The organism is Methylobacterium sp. 142-1Y (assembly GCF_057747795.1).
Genome location: NZ_CM173224.1, coordinates 5,574,776 through 5,592,876 on the forward strand (window position 1 = coordinate 5,574,776; position 18,101 = coordinate 5,592,876).

The 18,101-nt window shown below is 70.5% G+C and carries 18 protein-coding genes; 5 read left to right on the forward strand and 13 right to left on the reverse strand.

The window, feature by feature from the left end; genetic code table 11:
• Nucleotides 1–216: 216 nt before the first annotated feature.
• The 5 genes from AC3AOF_RS25585 (at nt 217) to AC3AOF_RS25605 (ending at nt 5,425) form a co-directional block, all read left to right on the forward strand.
• On the forward strand, nt 217–1,050 hold the full coding sequence (locus AC3AOF_RS25585; RefSeq protein WP_488349053.1) for an enoyl-CoA hydratase family protein: 834 nt from the start codon (nt 217–219) through the stop codon (nt 1,048–1,050).
• A gap of 195 nt (nt 1,051–1,245) precedes the next feature.
• The gene (locus tag AC3AOF_RS25590; RefSeq protein ID WP_488346856.1) at nt 1,246–2,391 is read left to right on the forward strand and encodes an acyl-CoA dehydrogenase family protein; all 1,146 of its coding nucleotides are present in this window, start codon (nt 1,246–1,248) and stop codon (nt 2,389–2,391) included.
• A 159-nt stretch (nt 2,392–2,550) separates the two neighbouring features.
• Nucleotides 2,551–4,137, forward strand: coding sequence for an AMP-binding protein (locus AC3AOF_RS25595; protein WP_488349054.1), 1,587 nt, complete (start codon nt 2,551–2,553; stop codon nt 4,135–4,137).
• Entirely contained in the window at nt 4,134–4,583 is a 450-nt protein-coding gene (locus AC3AOF_RS25600; RefSeq protein WP_488346857.1) for a RidA family protein, read from the forward strand. Before AC3AOF_RS25595 ends, AC3AOF_RS25600 begins: the two co-directional genes overlap by 4 nt.
• On the forward strand, nt 4,583–5,425 hold the full coding sequence (locus AC3AOF_RS25605; RefSeq protein WP_488349055.1) for an alpha/beta hydrolase: 843 nt from the start codon (nt 4,583–4,585) through the stop codon (nt 5,423–5,425). The genes AC3AOF_RS25600 and AC3AOF_RS25605 overlap by 1 nt, the downstream gene beginning before the upstream one ends.
• A gap of 332 nt (nt 5,426–5,757) precedes the next feature.
• Here AC3AOF_RS25605 and AC3AOF_RS25610 read toward each other — a convergent pair whose 3' ends face one another.
• From AC3AOF_RS25610 to AC3AOF_RS25670, 13 genes are all read right to left on the reverse strand, one after another.
• The gene (locus AC3AOF_RS25610) at nt 5,758–5,934 is read right to left on the reverse strand and encodes a hypothetical protein (RefSeq protein WP_206289885.1); all 177 of its coding nucleotides are present in this window, start codon (nt 5,932–5,934) and stop codon (nt 5,758–5,760) included.
• 628 nt (nt 5,935–6,562) lie between these two features.
• A complete protein-coding gene (gene pufC, locus AC3AOF_RS25615; RefSeq protein WP_488346858.1) occupies nt 6,563–7,609 on the reverse strand; it encodes a photosynthetic reaction center cytochrome PufC in 1,047 nt (348 codons plus the stop codon).
• Nucleotides 7,606–8,586 (reverse strand): photosynthetic reaction center subunit M, encoded by a 981-nt coding sequence (gene pufM, locus AC3AOF_RS25620; protein WP_236988219.1) that lies wholly within the window; start codon nt 8,584–8,586, stop codon nt 7,606–7,608. Before pufM ends, pufC begins: the two co-directional genes overlap by 4 nt.
• Nucleotides 8,587–8,635: 49 nt before the next feature.
• Complete coding sequence (gene pufL / locus AC3AOF_RS25625; RefSeq protein ID WP_236988218.1) at nt 8,636–9,460, reverse strand: photosynthetic reaction center subunit L; 825 nt, start codon at nt 9,458–9,460, stop codon at nt 8,636–8,638.
• 106 nt (nt 9,461–9,566) lie between these two features.
• Nucleotides 9,567–9,746, reverse strand: coding sequence for a light-harvesting antenna LH1, alpha subunit (gene pufA, locus AC3AOF_RS25630; protein ID WP_236988217.1), 180 nt, complete (start codon nt 9,744–9,746; stop codon nt 9,567–9,569).
• A 16-nt stretch (nt 9,747–9,762) separates the two neighbouring features.
• Nucleotides 9,763–9,993 (reverse strand): light-harvesting antenna LH1, beta subunit, encoded by a 231-nt coding sequence (pufB, locus tag AC3AOF_RS25635; RefSeq protein ID WP_236988215.1) that lies wholly within the window; start codon nt 9,991–9,993, stop codon nt 9,763–9,765.
• A 150-nt stretch (nt 9,994–10,143) separates the two neighbouring features.
• The gene (locus AC3AOF_RS25640; protein ID WP_236988214.1) at nt 10,144–10,359 is read right to left on the reverse strand and encodes a hypothetical protein; all 216 of its coding nucleotides are present in this window, start codon (nt 10,357–10,359) and stop codon (nt 10,144–10,146) included.
• Between the two features lie 81 nt (nt 10,360–10,440).
• Nucleotides 10,441–11,901, reverse strand: a complete 1,461-nt coding sequence (gene bchZ / locus AC3AOF_RS25645; protein ID WP_488346859.1) for a chlorophyllide a reductase subunit Z — start codon at nt 11,899–11,901, stop codon at nt 10,441–10,443.
• The gene (gene bchY, locus AC3AOF_RS25650; RefSeq protein ID WP_488346860.1) at nt 11,901–13,433 is read right to left on the reverse strand and encodes a chlorophyllide a reductase subunit Y; all 1,533 of its coding nucleotides are present in this window, start codon (nt 13,431–13,433) and stop codon (nt 11,901–11,903) included. Before bchY ends, bchZ begins: the two co-directional genes overlap by 1 nt.
• Before the next feature lie 2 nt (nt 13,434–13,435).
• Nucleotides 13,436–14,434, reverse strand: a complete 999-nt coding sequence (locus tag AC3AOF_RS25655) for a chlorophyllide a reductase iron protein subunit X (RefSeq protein WP_488346861.1) — start codon at nt 14,432–14,434, stop codon at nt 13,436–13,438.
• The gene (gene bchC, locus AC3AOF_RS25660) at nt 14,431–15,363 is read right to left on the reverse strand and encodes a chlorophyll synthesis pathway protein BchC (RefSeq protein ID WP_488346862.1); all 933 of its coding nucleotides are present in this window, start codon (nt 15,361–15,363) and stop codon (nt 14,431–14,433) included. The genes AC3AOF_RS25655 and bchC overlap by 4 nt, the downstream gene beginning before the upstream one ends.
• An 87-nt stretch (nt 15,364–15,450) precedes the next feature.
• Nucleotides 15,451–16,629 (reverse strand): methyltransferase, encoded by a 1,179-nt coding sequence (locus tag AC3AOF_RS25665; protein WP_488346863.1) that lies wholly within the window; start codon nt 16,627–16,629, stop codon nt 15,451–15,453.
• A gap of 593 nt (nt 16,630–17,222) precedes the next feature.
• A complete protein-coding gene (locus AC3AOF_RS25670; RefSeq protein WP_488349056.1) occupies nt 17,223–18,095 on the reverse strand; it encodes a polyprenyl synthetase family protein in 873 nt (290 codons plus the stop codon).
• Nucleotides 18,096–18,101: the final 6 nt, after the last annotated feature.

Below are 18,101 nucleotides of genomic sequence, written 5' to 3' on the forward strand. Positions count from 1 at the left end.
GCCGACCGCCGCGCGGTGCAGGTGCGGCTCACGCGCCAAGGCCGCGCGGTCTTCGCCGAGATGGCCCGGGCCCATGCCGACTGGATCGCCGAGCTCGTCGGCGCCCTCGATCCGGCCGAGCAGGACGCCCTGTCGACCCAGCTCTCCGCCCTCAAGGCCTCGGTGCGGCCGGGGGGCACTCCTACGAAACCCAGACAAAAACGCCAGGGAGGCACCATGAGGCGCCAGAACGCCATCGCGGCCCCGCTCGAGGGCTTCACGCCGCAGCATTTCGGCTTCGCGATCGAGGGCGGCATCGCGACCGTGACGCTCAACCGGCCAGAGAAGAAGAACCCGCTCACCTTCGAGAGCTACGCCGAACTGCGCGACACCTTCCGGGCCCTGCGCTTCGAGGAGAGCGTGACGGCGGTGGTGATCACCGGGGCCGGCGGCAACTTTTCGAGCGGCGGCGACGTGTTCGAGATCATCGAGCCGCTGACCGCCATGGGCGCGGCCGACCTCCACGCCTTCACGACGATGACCGGCGACCTCGTCAAGGAGATGCGCGCCTGCCCGCAGCCGGTCGTGGCGGCGGTCGAGGGCGTCTGCGCGGGAGCCGGCGCGATCATCGCCATGGCCTCCGACCTGCGGGTGGCCGCGGCCGGCGCCAAGGTGGCGTTCCTGTTCAACAAGGTGGGCCTCGCCGGCTGCGATATGGGCGCCTGCGCGATCCTGCCCCGGATCGTCGGCCAGGGCCGGGCCTCGGAGCTTCTCTATACCGGCCGCTTCATGAGCGCCGAGGAGGGCGAGCGCTGGGGCTTCTTCAACCGCCTGGTCCCGGCGGGCGAAGCGCTGGCGGCGGCCCGGGAGACCGCCCGCGCCCTGGTGCAGGGCCCGGCCTATGCCAACGGCCTGACCAAACGGATGTTGCACATGGAATGGGCGATGGGGGTGGATGCCGCCATCGACGCCGAGGCGATGGCCCAGGCGCTCTGCATGAAGACCCAGGATTTCCGCCGCGCCTTCGAGGCCTTCGCCGGCAAGTCCAAGCCGGTCTTCGAGGGGAATTGAGCCCATGGCCCTCGGAATCCAGCCCTGTCCCACCCTCGACCTCATCCTGAGGTGCCCACGCAGTGGGCCTCGAAGGAGGGCTCTAGACATCGCTGTGGTCCCTGGAGGCCTCCTTCGAGGTCAGTCGATCGACGATCGACTGACACCTCAGGATGAGGTTGTGGGTGTGATGAACCAAGTGGAAGGGCTTTGACCATGCCCGATCGCAGCTTTCTCGACTGGCCGTTCTTCGAGCCCCGCCACCGCGACCTCGCGGCGGAGGCCGACGACTGGGCCGCCCGCACGGTGCCCGACCTCGTCGACCACCACGACGTCGACGCCTCGTGCCGGCGCCTCGTCGCCGCTCTCGGCGAGGCGGGGTTCCTGCACTACGCCGCTCCCGAGGACGGGCGGTTCGACGTGCGGGCGCTCTGCCTCTTGCGCGAGACCTTCGCGCGCCATGACGGGCTGGCCGATTTCGCCTTCGCCATGCAGGGGCTCGGCACCGGGGCGCTGACGCTCGCCGGCACGGCGGCGCAGCGCGAGGCGGTGCTGCCGGGGGTGCGGGCGGGCCGCCGCATCGCCGCCTTCGCGCTGACCGAGCCGGAGGCCGGCTCCGACGTCGCCCAGATCGCGCTCGCGGCGACGCCGATGCCCGACGGCACGGTGCGGCTTACCGGCGAGAAGACCTGGATCTCGAATGGCGGCATCGCCGACCAGTACGTCGTCTTCGCCCGCAGCGGCGAGGGGCCCGGCGCGCGCGGCCTCTCGGCCTACCTCGTGCCGGCGGACACGCCCGGCCTGGGGATCGCGGAGCGGCTCGACACCATCGCCCCCCACCCGCTCGCCCGGCTGCATTTCGAGGATTGCCGGGTGCCGGCGGAGAACCGCATCGGCGAGGCCGGAGCCGGGTTCAAGGTCGCGATGGCGACGCTCGACGTCTTTCGCTCCACCGTCGGCGCCGCGGCGCTCGGCTTCGCCCGCCGGGCCCTCGACGCGTCCCTGGCGCGCACGCAATCCCGAAAGCTGTTCGGGGCGCCGCTCGCCGCGATGCAGCTGACCCAGACCAGCCTCGCCGAGATGGCGACGGCGATCGATTCCGCGGCGCTCCACGTCTACCGCGCCGCCTGGACCCGGGATTCCGGGGCGCCGCGCATCACCCGCGAGGCCGCGATGGCCAAGATGGTGGCGACGGAAGCGGCCCAGGAGGTGATCGACCGGGCGGTGCAGCTTCATGGCGGCGAGGGCGTCCGCTCCGGCTCGGTGCCGGAGACGCTCTACCGCGAGATCCGGGCGCTGCGGATCTACGAGGGCGCGACCGAGGTCCAGAAGCTCGTCATCGCCCGCCAGATTCTCGCCTGAGAGGAGGTTTGTCCGATGGAGGCTGCCGTGCAGAACGCCCCTATGCCGGAGATCCCGGCCGTCGCGCATCCCACCGGGACGGGGTCCCGCCCCGGCGGGAGCCCGTGGGCCCGGCAGCCCGACACCTTCGTGCGGGACAACCTGCCGCCGCCGGACCGGATGCCGGACTTCGTCAACCTCGACCGGCTCGGCTACCCCGAGCACCTGAACGCCACGGTCGAGCTGGTCGACCGGCACGTGATGGAGGGGCGCGGCGACCGGGTGGCCCTCGTCGGCCCGGACGTGACCTGGACCTATGCCGAGCTGGCACGCCAGATCGACCGGATGGCGAACGTCCTCGTCGATCGGCTCGGCCTCGTGCCGGGCGGGCGGGTGCTGCTGCGCTCGGCCAACAACCCGACCAAGGTCGCACTCTACCTCGCCATCATCAAGGCCGGGGGGATCGTGGTGGCGACGATGCCGCTGCTTCGCGCCCGTGAACTGACCCAGATCCTCGACAAGGCCCGCATCCCGCTGGCGTTGTGCGATGCCGGCCTGATCGACGAGATGGCGAAGGCGGCGGACGGGCGCAGCGATCCGGTGCGGGTCGTCACCTGGCGCGGCACCGCCGGGGGTGAACTCGGTGACCTGCTCGACGAGGCGGGCGACCGGTTCGAGCCGCCCCCGACTCGCGCCGACGATCCGTGCCTGCTCGGCTTTACCTCCGGCACCACCGGCCTGCCGAAGGCGACGATCCATTACCACCGCGACCTCCTGGTGATCTGCGACTGTTACGGGAGCGAGGTCCTGCGGGCGACCGAGGACGACGTGTTCATCGGCTCGCCGCCGCTCGCCTTCACCTTCGGCCTCGGCGGGCTGGTGCTGTTCCCCTTCCGGGTCGGCGCCCGGGCGGTGCTGCTCGAGAAGGCGGGACCGGCCGACCTCGCGGCAGGAATCGAGCGCCATCGCGCCACGGTGCTGTTCACCGCGCCGACCGCCTACCGGGTGATGCTGGGGCTGATCGGCCAGCACGACCTGTCGTCATTGCGAAAGTGCGTCTCGGCCGGCGAGACCCTGCCGGCGCCGACCTGGCACGCCTGGTTGAAGGCGACCGGGATCAAGCTGATGGACGGCATCGGCGCGACCGAGATGCTGCACATCTTCATCGCCTCGCCCGAGGACGAGATCCGACCCGGCGCCACGGGACGGCCGGTGCCGGGCTACGAGGCGCGGGTGATCGACGAGGCCGGCCGGCCCTGCCCGCCCGGGTTGCCGGGACGGCTCGCGGTGCGCGGGCCGATCGGCTGCCGCTACCTCGCCGACGAGCGCCAGACCGTTTACGTCCAGGACGGCTGGAACGTCACCGGCGACACCTACCTCCAGGATGAGGACGGCTATTTCTGGTTCCAGGCCCGCAACGACGACATGATCGTCTCGGCCGGCTACAACATTGCAGGCCCCGAGGTGGAGGCAAGCCTGCTCGCCCATCCGGCGGTGGCGGAAGTGGGCGTCGTCGCCGCGCCCTGCCCCGAGCGCGGCCGCATCGTCGCCGCCTACGTGGTGCTGAATCCGGGATTCGCCGGCGACGACGCGCTGACCAAGGCGCTGCAGGACCACGTCAAGAACGACCTCGCGCCCTACAAGTACCCGCGGGCGGTGCATTACGTGCCGAGCCTGCCCAAGACCGAATCCGGCAAGCTGCAACGCTTCGCCCTGCGCCGGCAGGCCGAGGCACAAGCCGCGGCAATCCAGGGAGAGACCGCATGACCGCCAGCCCGATCCCGCTCCACCCCGGGAGCACCGCCGAGACCCCTGCCCTCTCCACCCTCCAGCCCCCCGGCTGGAAGAAGCCGCGGGGCTACGCCAACGGCATGGCCGGCCGCGGCACCGTGGTGATGACCGGCGGCCTGATCGGCTGGGACGAGAACGAGGTCCTGGCCGAGGGCTTCATCCCGCAGGTCGAGCAAACCTTACGCAACATCCTCGCCGTGCTGGCCGAGGCCGGGGCCGGGCCGGAGCACATCGCCCGGCTCACCTGGTACGTGCGCAGCGTCGACACCTACCGCGCCGCGCTGCCCGATCTCGGGCCGGTCTACCGCCGGGTGATGGGGCGCCACTTCCCCGCCATGGCGCTGGTCGGCGTCGCGGATCTCGTCGAGGCCGGCGCGCTGGTCGAGATCGAGGCGACCGCGATCGTGCCGGACGCCGCGTGATGCAGGCGACCGGCTGGACCACCGGCGGCGCGGTCGGCGACATCGACCGCGCCTACGACAATCTCGGGGCGATCCCGGATGCCAAGGCCTATCCGCCGCGCTGGATCGAGGCCGCCGCGGCCTTCCGCGACCGGCTCGCGGGGCAGGGCCGCGCGCGGCTCGGGCTGCCCTACGGGGCGGGCCCGCGCCACGCCTACGACCTGTTCCTGCCGGAAGGGGCGCCCGCCGGCCTCGCGGTGTTCGTCCATGGCGGCTACTGGAAGGCGTTCGACCGCTCGGTCTGGTCGCACCTCGCCGCCGGGCCGCTGGCCCACGGCTTCGCCGTCGCCCTGCCGAGCTACACGCTCTGCCCGGAGGCGCGCATCTCAAGGATCACCGCCGAGATCGCGGCCTTCCTCGACCGGGCGAGCGCCGAGGTTGCGGGGCCGGTCCATCTGTCGGGCCATTCCGCCGGCGGCCACCTCGTCACCCGGATGCTCTGCAGCGATGTCGCGCTCGCCTGCGCCGATCGCCTCGCCCGCGTCGTCTCGATCAGCGGCGTCCACGACCTGCGCCCGCTCCTCGCGACGCAGATGAACCAGGTCCTGCACCTCGATGCCGAGGAGGCGCGGGCCGAGAGCCCGGTGCTGCACGCGCCGCGCCCGGGGGCCCGGCTGGTCGCCGTCGCCGGCGGAGACGAATTGCCGGAATTCCGGCGCCAGAACCTCCTGTTGCCGACGATGTGGCACGGGCTCGGGGCCGAGACGCGGGCCTGCGAGATCGCGGGAACGCATCATCTGAGCGTCATCGCGGGTCTGGCCGAGGCGCAGAGCGATCTGACCCGGATGCTGGTCGGCGCTTGAGCCCGGGTACCGCCTGCTTCATTGGCACGACACATCAATAGTCTCCGCGTCATTCCGGGGCGGCGAAAGCGGAGCCCGGAATCCAGAAACCCTGGTGGACAAAGATAAAGCGGAACGCGATCCGCCCTTTTTGGCGCCCTCCGCGGCTCTGGATTCCGGGCTCCGCTGCGCGGCCCCGGAATGACGCGGAGGGTGTCAAATCTGCAGGACCAAGTCACACAGATTCCGGAGCCCGCCGAAACCAGCACTTGCCTGCAAACGCCGATGCGAAACGAGTCGGTTCACGCACCCGACCCGGCGCGTGACACCAAGATCGACGCGCCCCGCGGCCCTCACCGCGGATCCACCCCCTGGTGCGGCCGCGGCGTGCCGCCGTGGTGGTCGGTGAAGCTCGAGCGCTCGCCGGTCTCCTTGGCGCGCTGGACGCGCATCCGCTGCCAGATCAGGAACAGGATGACCAGCGCGAAGGTCGTGAAGGCGAGCATGTAGATCAGGCCGGAATCGCCCATGGCCGTTGCCTCCGGAAGATGCCCTGGAACGGGCGGGGGTTGACGGGCGCACGGGCGAAAGACCGCCGTCGCACGTATCCATCCAACTCCGCGAGTCCTTGATTCCGCCGATGCGGCAAATCGTCATGAGATGATCCCAAGTCTGCGCGCAACCCGGGATGCCGGAAATACATGCCGGTTGCAGGCAATCGATTGCGCGTCATCGGTCTGTGCGGTCTATGACGGAGCCTTCGGAGGGGCGCCCGCCTCTCCCACGCACAGCCTCATCCTGAGGTGCGACCGAAGGGAGCCTCGAAGGAGGGTTCCAGGGATCGCGGAGCCTGCTGGAGGCCTCCTTCGAGGTCAGTCGATTTTCAATCGACTAATACGATTTCCGGCTGATCGCTTCGCGATGCGGAAATCGGCTTCGCTCAGGCGCCGCGCGGGCTCGTGATACGAAATCCGGAAGGGATCTTCCGGATTTCGTATAACACCTCAGAATGAGGTCGAGGGTGAGAGAGCTTGACCTCGAAGCTTGGCCTATGCGTCCCCCAGTGTCTATCGCGTACCGGCATCGGTCCGTCGGACGTGACGAGGCCCCGGTTCCTCGCGAAACCGGGGCCTCGTCGGGTGATCCTGATGGCAGCCCCTACTTCGCCGCCGGCATCGGCCCTCCGGCAAGCTCCGGATAATCCTTGAGCATCTGGGCGCCGTTGAGGGGCTTCGACAGGCCCTGGTGGCAGGTGGTGCAATTGGCCTTCGGCGGATCGCCCTCCGGTCCGAGCCGGGCCTCGGGCAGGACCGGCGTCAGCGGCGTGATGTAGTTGCCGTTGATGTCGCGCACCATCCGGATGCCGTGCCAGGCGGTGACGCGCTTCGGGGTGCTCTCCTCCCAGGACGAGAAGGCGCGGCTGTTGTGGCAGAAGGTGCAGTTGACGCCGAGGCCCTCCGCCATGTGGATCATCAGGGCGTAGGTCTTCTCCGTCGTCTGGAGCGGTTTCGACGGGCTGGTGGGCAGGGCGGTCTTCGCCGCGACCCGGATGGCGTTCTGGTCGATGGTCTGATCGTCGAGCAGGCCCTGGAACGGATCGACGTTGAGCGAGGTCAGGCCGGCCTCCGGGGCCGGATGGTTCTGGCCGTTGGCGCGGGCGGCGAAGCCCTGCGCGTGGGGCGGCCCGGGATTGTCGTGCCAGACCGCCTTCGGCACCGGGTTGCCGCGGTGGCAGGTGTAGCAGGTCACGCCGGTCTCGCCGACGTGGTTCTTCCAGTCGGCGTTGATGTGCCGGACCATCCGGAGCATCGAGCGCGCGACGGTCTTCGCGTAGACGCTGTCGTCGGCCATGTTCTCGACGTTGTGGCAATAGGCGCAGCCCTGCTCGGGGGCGACCCACTCGGTGATCGAGGCCATCACGCGGTTGAACTGGTCGGTCGAGAGGTCGGTCAGCACCTTGACGTTCTGGTAGGTCTGGGTCGCGGGATCGCCGCCGGGAGGAACCGGGTCTTGCGGCGCCGGGGCGGCGTTCTCCTCGAGCTTGACCGCCAGGGTACGGGGATTCTGCACCTGCACCATGCCGGTGCCGCGGAATCCGGTCTGCTCGGAGCGGACCGGGGGCCGGGACCAGCCCGCGGTGCCGAACATCGCGCCGGTGAGCAGGACCGCCACCACGACGCCGAGGATTTGGAGCGCGATCTTCATGGCGTGCCTCCCGGGCTGGCGAGCGGATCCACCACCGGGCCGTAGATCTGCGGGTAATGCGGCGCGACGCCGTGCTTGACCGCCCAGAGGTACCAGTTGTCGACGACCGTGCCGGTGAGCAGGATGCCGATGCCGCCGGTGAGCGTGGTGAGGAAGGCGAACCACCACAGCCAGCGGTGGACCGATTCCATCGTGGCGTTGAAGCCCATAGTCCAGCGCCAGAACAGGGCGGCGCGCTCGGTCGCGGTGCCGCGATCGACGATCTGCTCGATCTCACGCTCGCCGCCGTAGCGGCTCACCGCCAGGATGGTGGCGCCGTGCATGGCAAACAGCATCGTCGATCCGTACAGGAAGACGATCGAGAGCATGTGGAACGGGTTGTAGAACAGGTTGCCGTAGCGCAGCGAGAACGCCGCGGTCCAATCGAGATGCGGGAAGATGCCGAACGGTACCGCCTCGCTCCAGCTCCCCATCAGGATCGGCCGGATGAAGCCGAGCACCAGGTAGAGCCAGATCGCCGAGGCGAAGGCCCAGGGCACGTGGTAGCCCATGCCCAGCGCCTGGGCGCGGCGGAACAGGCGGACCCACCACAGCAGGATCGAGGCGGTGAGGAAGAAGCCGGCGATCAGCCACCAGCCGCCCTCGGCGAGCGGCGGCAGGATCGTGAGCCCGTATTCCGGTCGAGGCGGCTCGAGGGCGAGCCAGGGCAACTGGCGGATGAACTGGATCGGATCCCAGTTCACCGAGGCCCACATGTTCAGCCCGATGATCTCGATGGCGATGAAGCCGCAGGCGAGCGACATCGTGCCGAGAGTACCGAGATAGATCGGGCCGATCTGGGCGTTGCCGACGAGACCGGCGAGATAGCTGAAGCCGCCCTTGCCGGCACGATTGTCGATCTCCGGAATCTCGACCCCGGCCTCGGGGTGGAGCGGATGGACCTGAACCTGGGTGTAGATGTTCTGGTAATACCCCATGGCGGCGGATGCCTTCTGAAGGGTGGTGTCGTGCGAACGCGGGTGAGACTCAGCGCCAGATCGGCAGGCTCAGCCACCAGCCCCACCATTCGGGCCAGCCGCGGGTCCAGAACGGGCCGCTGATGACGATGCAGACCGCGCTCCAGAACCCCGCCGAGAGGGCGAGGAACAGGCCGAGCCGGTGGATGCCGATCGTGCCGATCGAGTAGCCGATCGTGTCGCGGAAGAAGGTGTCCTCGTGCTCGGGGGTCTTGACCACCTGGCCCTTCGGCGGGTTCGTCGAGGACAGGATCAGCGAGCCGTGCAGCGACAGCGCGAAGGTCGTCGTGAAGAAGAACGTCACGCCGAGCATGTGCGCCGGATTGTAGTGGAAGTGGAGATACTGGTAGCCGACGTTCGACACCCAATCGAGGTGGCTGAGGATCCCATAGGGAAAGCCATGGCCCCAGGCGCCCATCAGGAACGGGCGGATCACCACCAGGGTCACGTAGGCGAAGATCGCGACCGAGAAGGCGAAGGGCACATGATAGCCGATGCCGAGCTTGCGGCAGATCTCGACCTCGCGCAGCGCCCAGCAGGAAAACGACCCGACGGCACAGAAGGTGATGATCTGCCACAGGCCGCCTTCACGGAGCGGCGCCAGCGCCAGCCCGTATTTGAGGTCGGGGGGCGCGATGTTGATCTGCCAGATGTTCCAGGTCGGGCCCAAGGCCGCGCCCCAGACGATCAGGCCGGTGCCGAGCAGGGTGAAGAACAGCCCCAGCACACCGAAGAAGCCGACATAGAACGGCCCGACCCAGAAATCGAACAGGTCGCCGCCGAGCAGAGTGCCGCCGCGGACCCGGTATTTGCGCTCGAAGTTCAGCATGGCCATGGGCGCGGCCCTCCCCGTCCGCGAAAGCGTGGTGGCCGCGGGCGGGCCCGAGGCCCGTCCGCGGTGCGAGGGCACTCCCGTGAGGGGCGCCCGGTCCGCCGGCCGGTCAGGTCGGCAGGACGTGCATCTGCGCGATCTCCGCCTTCTTCGCCGCCGGGCCTTCCAGCCAGTTGAACCGGTTGGTGCTGAGCAGGATGAAGTGGATCAGCAGCGCGAGGACGAACAGGAAGGTGAAGAGCGCGACGAGCGTGCGGCGCGGATCGAAGAGAAGCCAGACCTTGTGCATGGCGGTCACTCCTTGCCTACGAGAAGAAGGGCAGGATGCTGGTGGCGGCGACCTTCACGCTGCTTTCCAGCGCCGAGTAGCCGTTGGGCCCGGGCAGCCAGGGCCGCCACAGCCAGACGAGGAAGTGCGCGACGACCGCGATCGCCGTGAAGATGATGAAGCTGGTGACGAAGATGCCGTGGAACTCCTTCGCCTCCTCTTCGGTGAGTCCTGACAGTACGCTGGGTTTGTCCATGCCGTTGGCCATTGCCGAACCTCCGGATGCGGATCCGCGCGGGGGCTCCCGCGCGGCTTTGCCCGGCCGTGACGGACGGGCGGTCTCTCCGCCGCGCGGGACGGCGACGGAAACTCGGATTCGACGGGAGGGCCGCCCGGGGCATCTCGCCCCGGACGGGCCTCACCCCATGAAGGCGAAGGGGATCGCCGAGAGCGCCATCGCCCGGGCCTCGACGAAGACCGAGCGGCGCGGCTCGGCGGCGGGGCGCAGGCGCTGCACCAGGGCGGCGGCCAGGAAGACCGGGTAGGTCGCCGCCAGGAAGGCCCGGAACTGGACCGCTTCCGAACGGGACCGCGAAACCGTGAAGAACGAACGGGACATGGTTCCAGCTCTCATGATTTCCTCCCTGGCCCGCGGGATTCGCGCGGCGTCTTCCGTGGCCGACGCGGCGGAGGCCGCGCCGGAAAAGCTTCGGCGTCAGGCTGCCGCAAGGGCGAGGCGGGCGCGCTCGACGCACATACCGGTGACGCTGTCGGAGCCGGCGCGCGTGGCCTCGCGCTCGGCGGCGTCGCGCAGGCGCTTGGCGAAGGAGATGCGCACCAGGACCGGGCTTTCCTCCACCGAGGCGTCGAGGCGCTCGCGGGCCTCGTCGTCCCACGGCAAAGCGCGGTGAGCGCGGGCGGGCGTCGCCTCGACGGCGTCCATGTCGCGCGACAGCGGCAGGATGTGAAAGAGCGCGTCGAACAGCGCGTTGCAGACTTCCTGGACCAGGTAGGTGGCGCCCGAATAACCCATGAACGGCGTGCCGGTATGGCGCCGCACCACCGCCCCGGGGAACGAGGCCGGGATGAAGACCGCCCTTCCCCCGCTCTCGGCGAGGTAGAGGCGCTCGTTGTAGGAGCCGAACAGGACCAGCGGCGGCGTCTCGCGGATGGCCTGGCGGACCGCCGCGTTGTCGGGCTTGGCACCGGCCTTGCGCGAAAAGCTGAACCGGCACGGCAGGCCCATCTCGTCTTCGAGAAAATTTCGCAGGCCCCGCGCATAGGTATCGGTCGCCACCACGCCGAAGCTCGCCGAGGCGAAGAAGTCCTGCGTGACCGAGCGCCAGAGGTCCCACAGGGGCTTCAGGGTCGTGTGCTTCTCCCGCTCGATGAACGGCTCGGGATCGACGCCCAAGATCTCGCCGAGCGCACGCAGGAACTTGGTGGTGCTGTGGACACCGATCGGAGCCTGGAGATAGGGCCGGTCGAGGGCTTCGCAGAGCAGCCGCCCGAATTCGCGGTAGAGGCAGATATTGGCGTCGGCCTCGACCAGGCGCGGGATGTCGGACAGGTGGCTGCCCAGCGGAAACACCAGGTTCACCTCGGCCCCGATCCCCTCGACGAGGCGCCGGATCTCGGCGAGGTCGGAGGGCATGTTGAAGGTGCCGTAGGCCGGGCCGATCAGGTTGACCCGCGGCTTCACCCCCGGCGCCCGCTCCGGCCGGGGCGGGATCACGCCTTTCTTGGCCGCCTTCTTCGCTCCGTACTCGGCCCAGAGCCAGGACATCGCCCGGTCGGCGGATTGCCACTGGTCCTCGTCGATGGTGCGGGGCAGGAAGCGCTGGAGGTTGGTACCCTCCGGCGTCACGCCACCGCCGATCATCTCGGCGATCGAGCCGGTGACGACGACGCTCGGCTCCTTCGGATCGAGCGTCGCATGGGCGCGGCGCATCGCACCCTCGGTGCCGTGGCGGCCGAGCTCCTCCTCGGCGAGGCCGGTGACGACGATCGGCAATTCGTGCGGCGGCAGCGCGTCGGTATAGTGCAGCACCGAGGTCACCGGCAGGTTCTCGCAGCCCACCGGACCGTCGATGACCACCTGGAGGCCCTTCACCGCGGTGAAGACGTAGACGGCGCCCCAATAGCCGCCGGCGCGGTCGTGATCGAGGACGAGCATCAGGCCATCTCCCCGACCGGCTTCTCGGGCGCGGCCCGCTTCACCGCCGCCCGCTTCTTCGGCACGTCTTCCCAGATCCCGGCGGCGTGGCCGGTGCCGACGCCGGCGAAGAACGACCGCATGGCGTCGAACCGGTCGCGTTGCGCCATGGCGCCGTTGATCACCTGGGCCAGCGAGCCGGCCCCGGCGACGCCCATCAGCGGGCGGGCCGAGATCAGGTTGGTGAAGTAGAGCGCGGGAATCGCCCGCTCCTTGGCCTTCTGCACCACCGGCGTCGTGCCGATGGCGAGGTCGGGCCCGTATTCCTCGACGGCCTGCAGGTCCTGCTCCAGGGAGGCGCGGAACTGCACCCGGGCGCCATGGGCCTCGAGCCAGTCGCGGTCGGCCTCCGAGTGCTTGGTGCGCGGGCAGGCGGTGCCGACGTAAGGAACCTCTGCGCCGCTCTCGATGAGGAGGCGGGCCACCAGCAGTTCCGAGCCCTCGTAGCCGGTGAGCGTGATCCGGCCGCGGATCGGGTTGGCGGAGAGAGCGCCGCGGATCGCCGGCAGGAACCGGTTCTTCGCCGCCGCGACCATCGCGGGGGAGATGCCGCAGGTCTCGCCGATCGCGTCGAGCCAGGCGGCGGTGCCGTCATGGCCGACCGGGGCGGAGGCGACCGCCGGGCGGCCCGCCGCCTCGAACTCGCGCAAGGAGGCGGTGTAGAACGGGTGGATCGCCGCCACCGCCGTGCAGTCGAGCGCCGCGTAGAGCTCGCGCCATTCCCGCGTCGGCACGACCGGGCCGGCGCTCAAGCCCAGCGGATCGAGGAGCGCCCCGATCTGCATCGGATCGGCCGGGAACATCTCGCCGAGCAGCGCGATCGTCGGGCGGCCGTCGCGGGGCTGGCGCGGGGCGGCGACGGGGCCGTGCTCCGCCTCACCGCGCGCGACCTTCAGCATCGCGCCGGCGAGCACGTCCTTGGCCTCGGCATGGGTCGGCACGCCGAAGCCCGGAACGTCGATGCCGATGATCCGCACCCCGTCGATCTCGCGGGGCAGGAGCCGCAGCGGCACGCCGGAGGCGGTCGGAACGCAGAGATTGATGACCACGACCGCGTCGTGAAGCGCCGGATCGGCGGTCTCGCGCACCGCGTCGCGGATGTCCTCGAACAGCTTGCCGGTGACGAGCGTCTCGGAATTGAACGGCACGTAGCCGACGGTCCGCCGCGCGCCGTAGAAATGCGAGGTGAAGGTGAGGCCGTAGACGCAGCAGGCCGAGCCCGACAGGATCGTGGCGGTGCGGCGCATTCGGAGGCCCACCCGCAGCGACCCGAAGGCCGGGCACATGCTCTGCGGCTGGTCGTGGGGACCGGTGGGGTAATCGCGCTTCAGGGCGTCCAGGGTCTCGCCCATGCCGGCGGCTTCCGCCGCTCGGGCCATCGTCTCCTTGCCGGAATGGCAGCCGAGCCCGTCCTGGCGCGTCGCCTCCAGGTTGACCGGGGCATCGACGGGTTTTCGGGCGCGCAGCGCCTTGAGGTCGAGGGAGGCGCCCATGGTCACACCGCCTCGTAGACGACTTCGAGGGAGGGTTTGCGCTCGACGGCCCGGCCGCGCATGTCGGCGTCGCTCGCCGGATCGAGCACCACGCCGCGTCCGACCGCCTCGCCCTTGAACAGGCCGAGGAGTTGGTCCTGGCTGAGCGGCGTCGGGCGATGCGGCAGGGCGGTGCCGATATTGTCGGCGAGTTCGGCAAAGAGCGGGCCCCAGCGCCCGTCCGGCCGGCCGATGATCTCGTAATTCGCGCTCTTCTTGCGGATGTCGTCGTCGGCGGGGATCGAGGCGAGGATCGGGATGCCGGCGGCCTCGGCGAAGGCCTGCGCCTCGCCGGTGCCGTCGTCCTTGTTGATGACGAGGCCGCCGACGCCGACATTGCCGCCGAGCTTGCGGAAGTATTCCACCGCCGAGCAGACGTTGTTGGCGACGTAGAGCGATTGCAGGTCGTTCGAGCCGACGACGATGACCTTCTGGCACATGTCGCGGGCGATCGGCAGGCCGAAGCCGCCGCAGACCACGTCGCCGAGGAAGTCGAGCAGGACGTAGTCGAAGCCCCATTCGTGGAAGCCGAGCTTTTCCAGAAGCTCGAAGCCGTGGATGATGCCGCGCCCGCCGCAGCCGCGGCCGACCTCCGGCCCGCCGAGTTCCATGGCGAAGACGCCGTCGCGCTTGAAGCAGACGTCGCCGATCTCGACCGATTCGCCGGCGAGCTTGCGCTTGGTCGAGGTCTCGATGATCGTCGGGCAGGCGCGGCCGCCGAACAGCAGCGAGGTGGTGTCGCTCTTCGGGTCGCAGCCGATCAGCAGCACCCGCTTGCCCTGCTGCGCCAGCATGTAGGACAGGTTGGCGAGCGTGAAGCTCTTGCCGATGCCGCCCTTGCCGTAGATCGCGATAATCTGGGTCTCGCGGGTCGCGGTGGTCGGCACCGGGTCCGGCGGGATGGCGGCCTCGGCCCGCAGGATCGAGGCCTGGAGGGCGGCGCCGGTCAGCGAAGCGTTCATGGCTGGGCTCTCCAATCGAGGATCATCTTGAGGCAGTCGGGATCGCCGAAGGCTCTGCGGTAGGCGTCAGGCGCCCCTGCTGCCGGGCGGCGATGGGTGACGAGGCGGTCGAGGGACAGGGCGCCGGTGCCGGCGAGCGCCGCCACCGCGTCGAGGTCGTGCGGCTGCCACTGCGCCGCGACGCGGATCCGCGCCTCGCGTAAGAAAGCCGGCGGGAAGGCGAAGGCGAGCGGCGCCTCGTAGAAGCCCGCCAGCACCACCTCGCCGCCGGGCTGGAGCCGGGCGATCAGGGTATCGAGGAGACCGGCATCGCCGCTCGCATCAATGATGCGGGCGTATCGGGTGTCGTCCTGGCTCGGGTCGATCACCGGGTAGTCCTCTTGGCCGCGGCGGGCGGGATCGCGCTCCCACACCACCGGGTCGAGGCCGGAGACCCGCATCAGGCGAGCGAGGAGCCGGCCGAGCACCCCGTGCCCGACGACGAGCTGGCGCCCTTCCGCCGCGCTGCCTTCGAGGGCGTGGCGCGCGGTGGCGGCGAGCGCGAGCAGGATGCCACGTTCGCCGAGACAATCGGGGATCGGCCGCAGCCGGTGGCCGGCCGAGACGAGATGCGAGGCCGCGCCGCCGAACAGCCCGCGGACCGGCCCGAAGCAGCGGGCGCCCGGCACGAACACCGTCTCGCCGACGCGGCGGCCGGATTCGGGCCCGGCCTCGACGACGATTCCGACCGATTCGTAGCCCGGGACCAATGGATAGCCCATGCCGGGAAAGTCCGGCATCCGCCCCGACCAGAGCAGGCGCTCGGTGCCGGTGCTGATGCCGCTCCAGGCGACCTCCACGGTCGCATCAGAGGGGCCGGGCGCGTCGAGAGCGAGGTCGGCGAGGCCGAGCCGTTCGGGACGGTCGAGGATCACGGCCTGCGCGTGCATGCGGTACGGCCCTCCCCTGTTCGCGAAACTGCCGTTCTGGGCGGCAATCGTCATCTTAGATGGACGGCGATAGGCGTCAAGTTTACTTTACACTTTTGCGGCGGATGGCTCCCGGGGGGCCGTGGCGACGAGCAGGCGGACCAGCATCGGGCGCCGGGTCCGGCACTCGCGCACCCGCGCGAATCCGGCGGCTTCCAGCATCGCGGTCAGTTCGGCCGCCGTTCGCGGCCGGCCGCTGCCCATGGCGAGGAGGTAGAACCCGAAATAGGCGTCGCCGATCGGCTCGGCGCCCGGGGTGCCGGCCATCGGCTCGGCGAGCAGCAGCGTGCCGCCGGGCGGGAGCGCCTCGCGGGCCGCCCTCAGGAGGGAGAGGGCGGGTCCGTCGTCGTGGTCGTGGATCACGCGCACCAGCGAGACCGCGTCGGCGCCGGGCAGTCGCCCGTCATGGAAGCTGCCGCCGCGGGCGGTCATGCGTCCCGCCAGCCCCTCGGCGGCAAAGCGCCGTTCGGCCCGGGCGGCGACCGGCGGCAGATCGAACAGCGTGACGTGCAACTGGGGGGCGCTGCGCGCCGCCTCGACCGCGAAGGCGCCCTCCCCGCCGCCGACATCGAGGAGATGGGCGTGAGGCTTGAGCGGATAGGCCTCGAGGATGTCGCGGGCGACCAACGCCTGCGATGCGCCCATCAGGGCACTGTAGGATTCGACCGAAGCCGCATCGATGGCGGCCGGGTCGTCCGTGCCCGCATAGGCCCAGTAGCCCGAGAGCCGCGTCGGCCCGTGCGTGCCGCGGAGCAGCGCCACTGGATCGCGCAGGTCGTCGTAGAGCATGGCGTGGTGGGCGACCATCGCGGCGACGGACGGGTTGCCGAGGAGCGCCGCGCCGAGATCGCCGAGGGCGAAGCGCCCGTCGCGCAGGGCGGTCAGGAGGCTCAAGGACGCGGCGGCGCGCAGGAGGCAGAGCGCCCGGTCGGGCGGCAGGTCGAGGCGGCGGGCCAGATCATCCGGGGTCATCGGCCCGTCGGCGAGGATCCGGAACAGGTCGAGGCGCAGGCAGGCCGCGAGCACCTGCGCATAGACGAAGCCGGCGCAGAGATCGAACAGGGACCGGGCGTTGCGTCGCGCGATTCGACGGGTGAGCGGGAACGCGGCGGCGAAGCGCTGGAAGCGTGGGCTGGCGATCAGGCGGTGGCGCCAGGCGAGGAGGCGGTCGCGCCAGGGCGGTGGAGCGACCGGGGTGGCCGGAAGGGCGTGCGGGGCGGGCTTCATGGCCCTCCCCCCTTTGCGCAGGGCTGTCCGTGGAAAGGTCTGTCGCGGGCAATCTCCTCTCCCCGCGGGCGGCTATCGCATTCACATATCTCGGTTCGAGCGTTTTTCCCCTTTGAAGGTAGCGCGCCTCTCCTCCCCAGGCGATCTCGGGCTTGCCCGAGATCGCTCAAGCTTGTGGGGAGGAGCTGGAGGTGGGGGTGGTGCAGAAGGCACCGCAAGCCATACGCGGCACCACCCCCACCCCTAACCCCTCCCCACAAGGGGGAGGGGAAAGCGTCCGCTTTTAAAAAGGGTCGGACGTCAGAGGCGTTGTGTGAATCTGCAAGCCGCGGGCGGGGAGAGGGCCGACGACACCTTGTCGTGTCGTCGGCAAGCGCAGGCGCAGGCGGAGCGAGGGTCAGGGGGTGGTGCCGGAGGAGTCTCATCCGGAAACACCCCCTCACCCTCGCCCTGCGGGCTCGCTGCGAACCCAACAAGGGGTTCGCAGCCCTCTCCCCGCCCGCGGGGAGAGGGGAAACCCGCGCCTTTTCCTGTCCCCGGACAGTCCTTTGCAGAAGGGGGAGGGTTCGGGGGCGAGCCACCCCGGCCATCGCCTACGCCACCAGGCTCTGCGCCAGCCGCGCCGGCAGGAACAGCCGGGTCTGGGCCAGGATCTCCTCCCGCAACGCCGCGACGCCGGGGCAGTCCGGGATCACCTCCATCGCCTCGTGGGCGAGGTCGGAGAGGCGGCGCAGCGCCCCGTCCATGCCGAGGAGCGCCGCCGCGTTGGGCCGCCCGAGGGTCACGTCGCGGCCGACCGGCTTGCCGATCTCCTCCTGCCGGCAGGCGACGTCGCGCAGGTCGTCGGCGACCTGGTAGGCTTCGCCGAGATATTCGCCGAGGAGCCGCCAGCCCATCGGCTCGGCCCCGGCGGCGGCGGCCCCCGTCACGGTGGCGGCGGCGAACAGCGCGCCGGTCTTGGCCTGCTGGTAGACCGAGAGCCCGACCTGCGGTTCGGATTCCCAGGCCTGCCCCGCCACGATGCCGGCGGGCGAGCCCACCGCCCGGGCGACCAGCCCGACGAGCGCCGCGAGGCGCATGGGCCGACGCACCGTCCCGCGGGCCAGGGTCTCGAAGGCCAGCACGATCAGGGCGTCGCCGGTGAGGAGCGCCACCGGCTCGCCATAGGCGACGTGGACCGTCGGCTTCTGGCGCCGCAACGCCGCGTCGTCGAAGCAGGGCAGGTCGTCATGGACCAGCGAGGCGCAGTGCAGGAGCTCGATCGCGGCCGCCGCCGCATCCGCCGTCGCCGGATCGTCGTCGCCGCAGGCACGCGCCACCGCGAGGCAGAGCCGCGGCCGGATGCGGTGCCCGCCCGGGAACACCGCGTAGCGGATCGCCTCCGCCAGGCGCGGCGGCGCGCCGGGCGCCTCCGCGTAGGACACGGCGACGTCGAGGGCCCGCTCGATGCGCCGGCCGTCATCCATGAGTCC

What these genes read in the sequence shown, in the direction of transcription:
- AC3AOF_RS25585 (WP_488349053.1), top strand. Translation starts at nt 217, where the DNA reads ATGAGGCGCCAGAACGCCATCGCGGCCCCGCTCGAGGGCTTCACGCCG.
- AC3AOF_RS25590 (WP_488346856.1), top strand. Translation starts at nt 1,246, where the DNA reads ATGCCCGATCGCAGCTTTCTCGACTGGCCGTTCTTCGAGCCCCGCCAC.
- AC3AOF_RS25595 (WP_488349054.1), top strand. Translation starts at nt 2,551, where the DNA reads ATGCCGGACTTCGTCAACCTCGACCGGCTCGGCTACCCCGAGCACCTG.
- AC3AOF_RS25600 (WP_488346857.1), top strand. Translation starts at nt 4,134, where the DNA reads ATGACCGCCAGCCCGATCCCGCTCCACCCCGGGAGCACCGCCGAGACC.
- AC3AOF_RS25605 (WP_488349055.1), top strand. Translation starts at nt 4,583, where the DNA reads ATGCAGGCGACCGGCTGGACCACCGGCGGCGCGGTCGGCGACATCGAC.
- AC3AOF_RS25610 (WP_206289885.1), bottom strand. Translation starts at nt 5,934, where the DNA reads ATGGGCGATTCCGGCCTGATCTACATGCTCGCCTTCACGACCTTCGCG.
- pufC (WP_488346858.1), bottom strand. Translation starts at nt 7,609, where the DNA reads ATGAAGATCGCGCTCCAAATCCTCGGCGTCGTGGTGGCGGTCCTGCTC.
- pufM (WP_236988219.1), bottom strand. Translation starts at nt 8,586, where the DNA reads ATGGGGTATTACCAGAACATCTACACCCAGGTTCAGGTCCATCCGCTC.
- pufL (WP_236988218.1), bottom strand. Translation starts at nt 9,460, where the DNA reads ATGGCCATGCTGAACTTCGAGCGCAAATACCGGGTCCGCGGCGGCACT.
- pufA (WP_236988217.1), bottom strand. Translation starts at nt 9,746, where the DNA reads ATGCACAAGGTCTGGCTTCTCTTCGATCCGCGCCGCACGCTCGTCGCG.
- pufB (WP_236988215.1), bottom strand. Translation starts at nt 9,993, where the DNA reads ATGGCCAACGGCATGGACAAACCCAGCGTACTGTCAGGACTCACCGAA.
- AC3AOF_RS25640 (WP_236988214.1), bottom strand. Translation starts at nt 10,359, where the DNA reads ATGAGAGCTGGAACCATGTCCCGTTCGTTCTTCACGGTTTCGCGGTCC.
- bchZ (WP_488346859.1), bottom strand. Translation starts at nt 11,901, where the DNA reads ATGCTCGTCCTCGATCACGACCGCGCCGGCGGCTATTGGGGCGCCGTC.
- bchY (WP_488346860.1), bottom strand. Translation starts at nt 13,433, where the DNA reads ATGGGCGCCTCCCTCGACCTCAAGGCGCTGCGCGCCCGAAAACCCGTC.
- AC3AOF_RS25655 (WP_488346861.1), bottom strand. Translation starts at nt 14,434, where the DNA reads ATGAACGCTTCGCTGACCGGCGCCGCCCTCCAGGCCTCGATCCTGCGG.
- bchC (WP_488346862.1), bottom strand. Translation starts at nt 15,363, where the DNA reads ATGCACGCGCAGGCCGTGATCCTCGACCGTCCCGAACGGCTCGGCCTC.
- AC3AOF_RS25665 (WP_488346863.1), bottom strand. Translation starts at nt 16,629, where the DNA reads ATGAAGCCCGCCCCGCACGCCCTTCCGGCCACCCCGGTCGCTCCACCG.
- AC3AOF_RS25670 (WP_488349056.1), bottom strand. Translation starts at nt 18,095, where the DNA reads ATGGATGACGGCCGGCGCATCGAGCGGGCCCTCGACGTCGCCGTGTCC.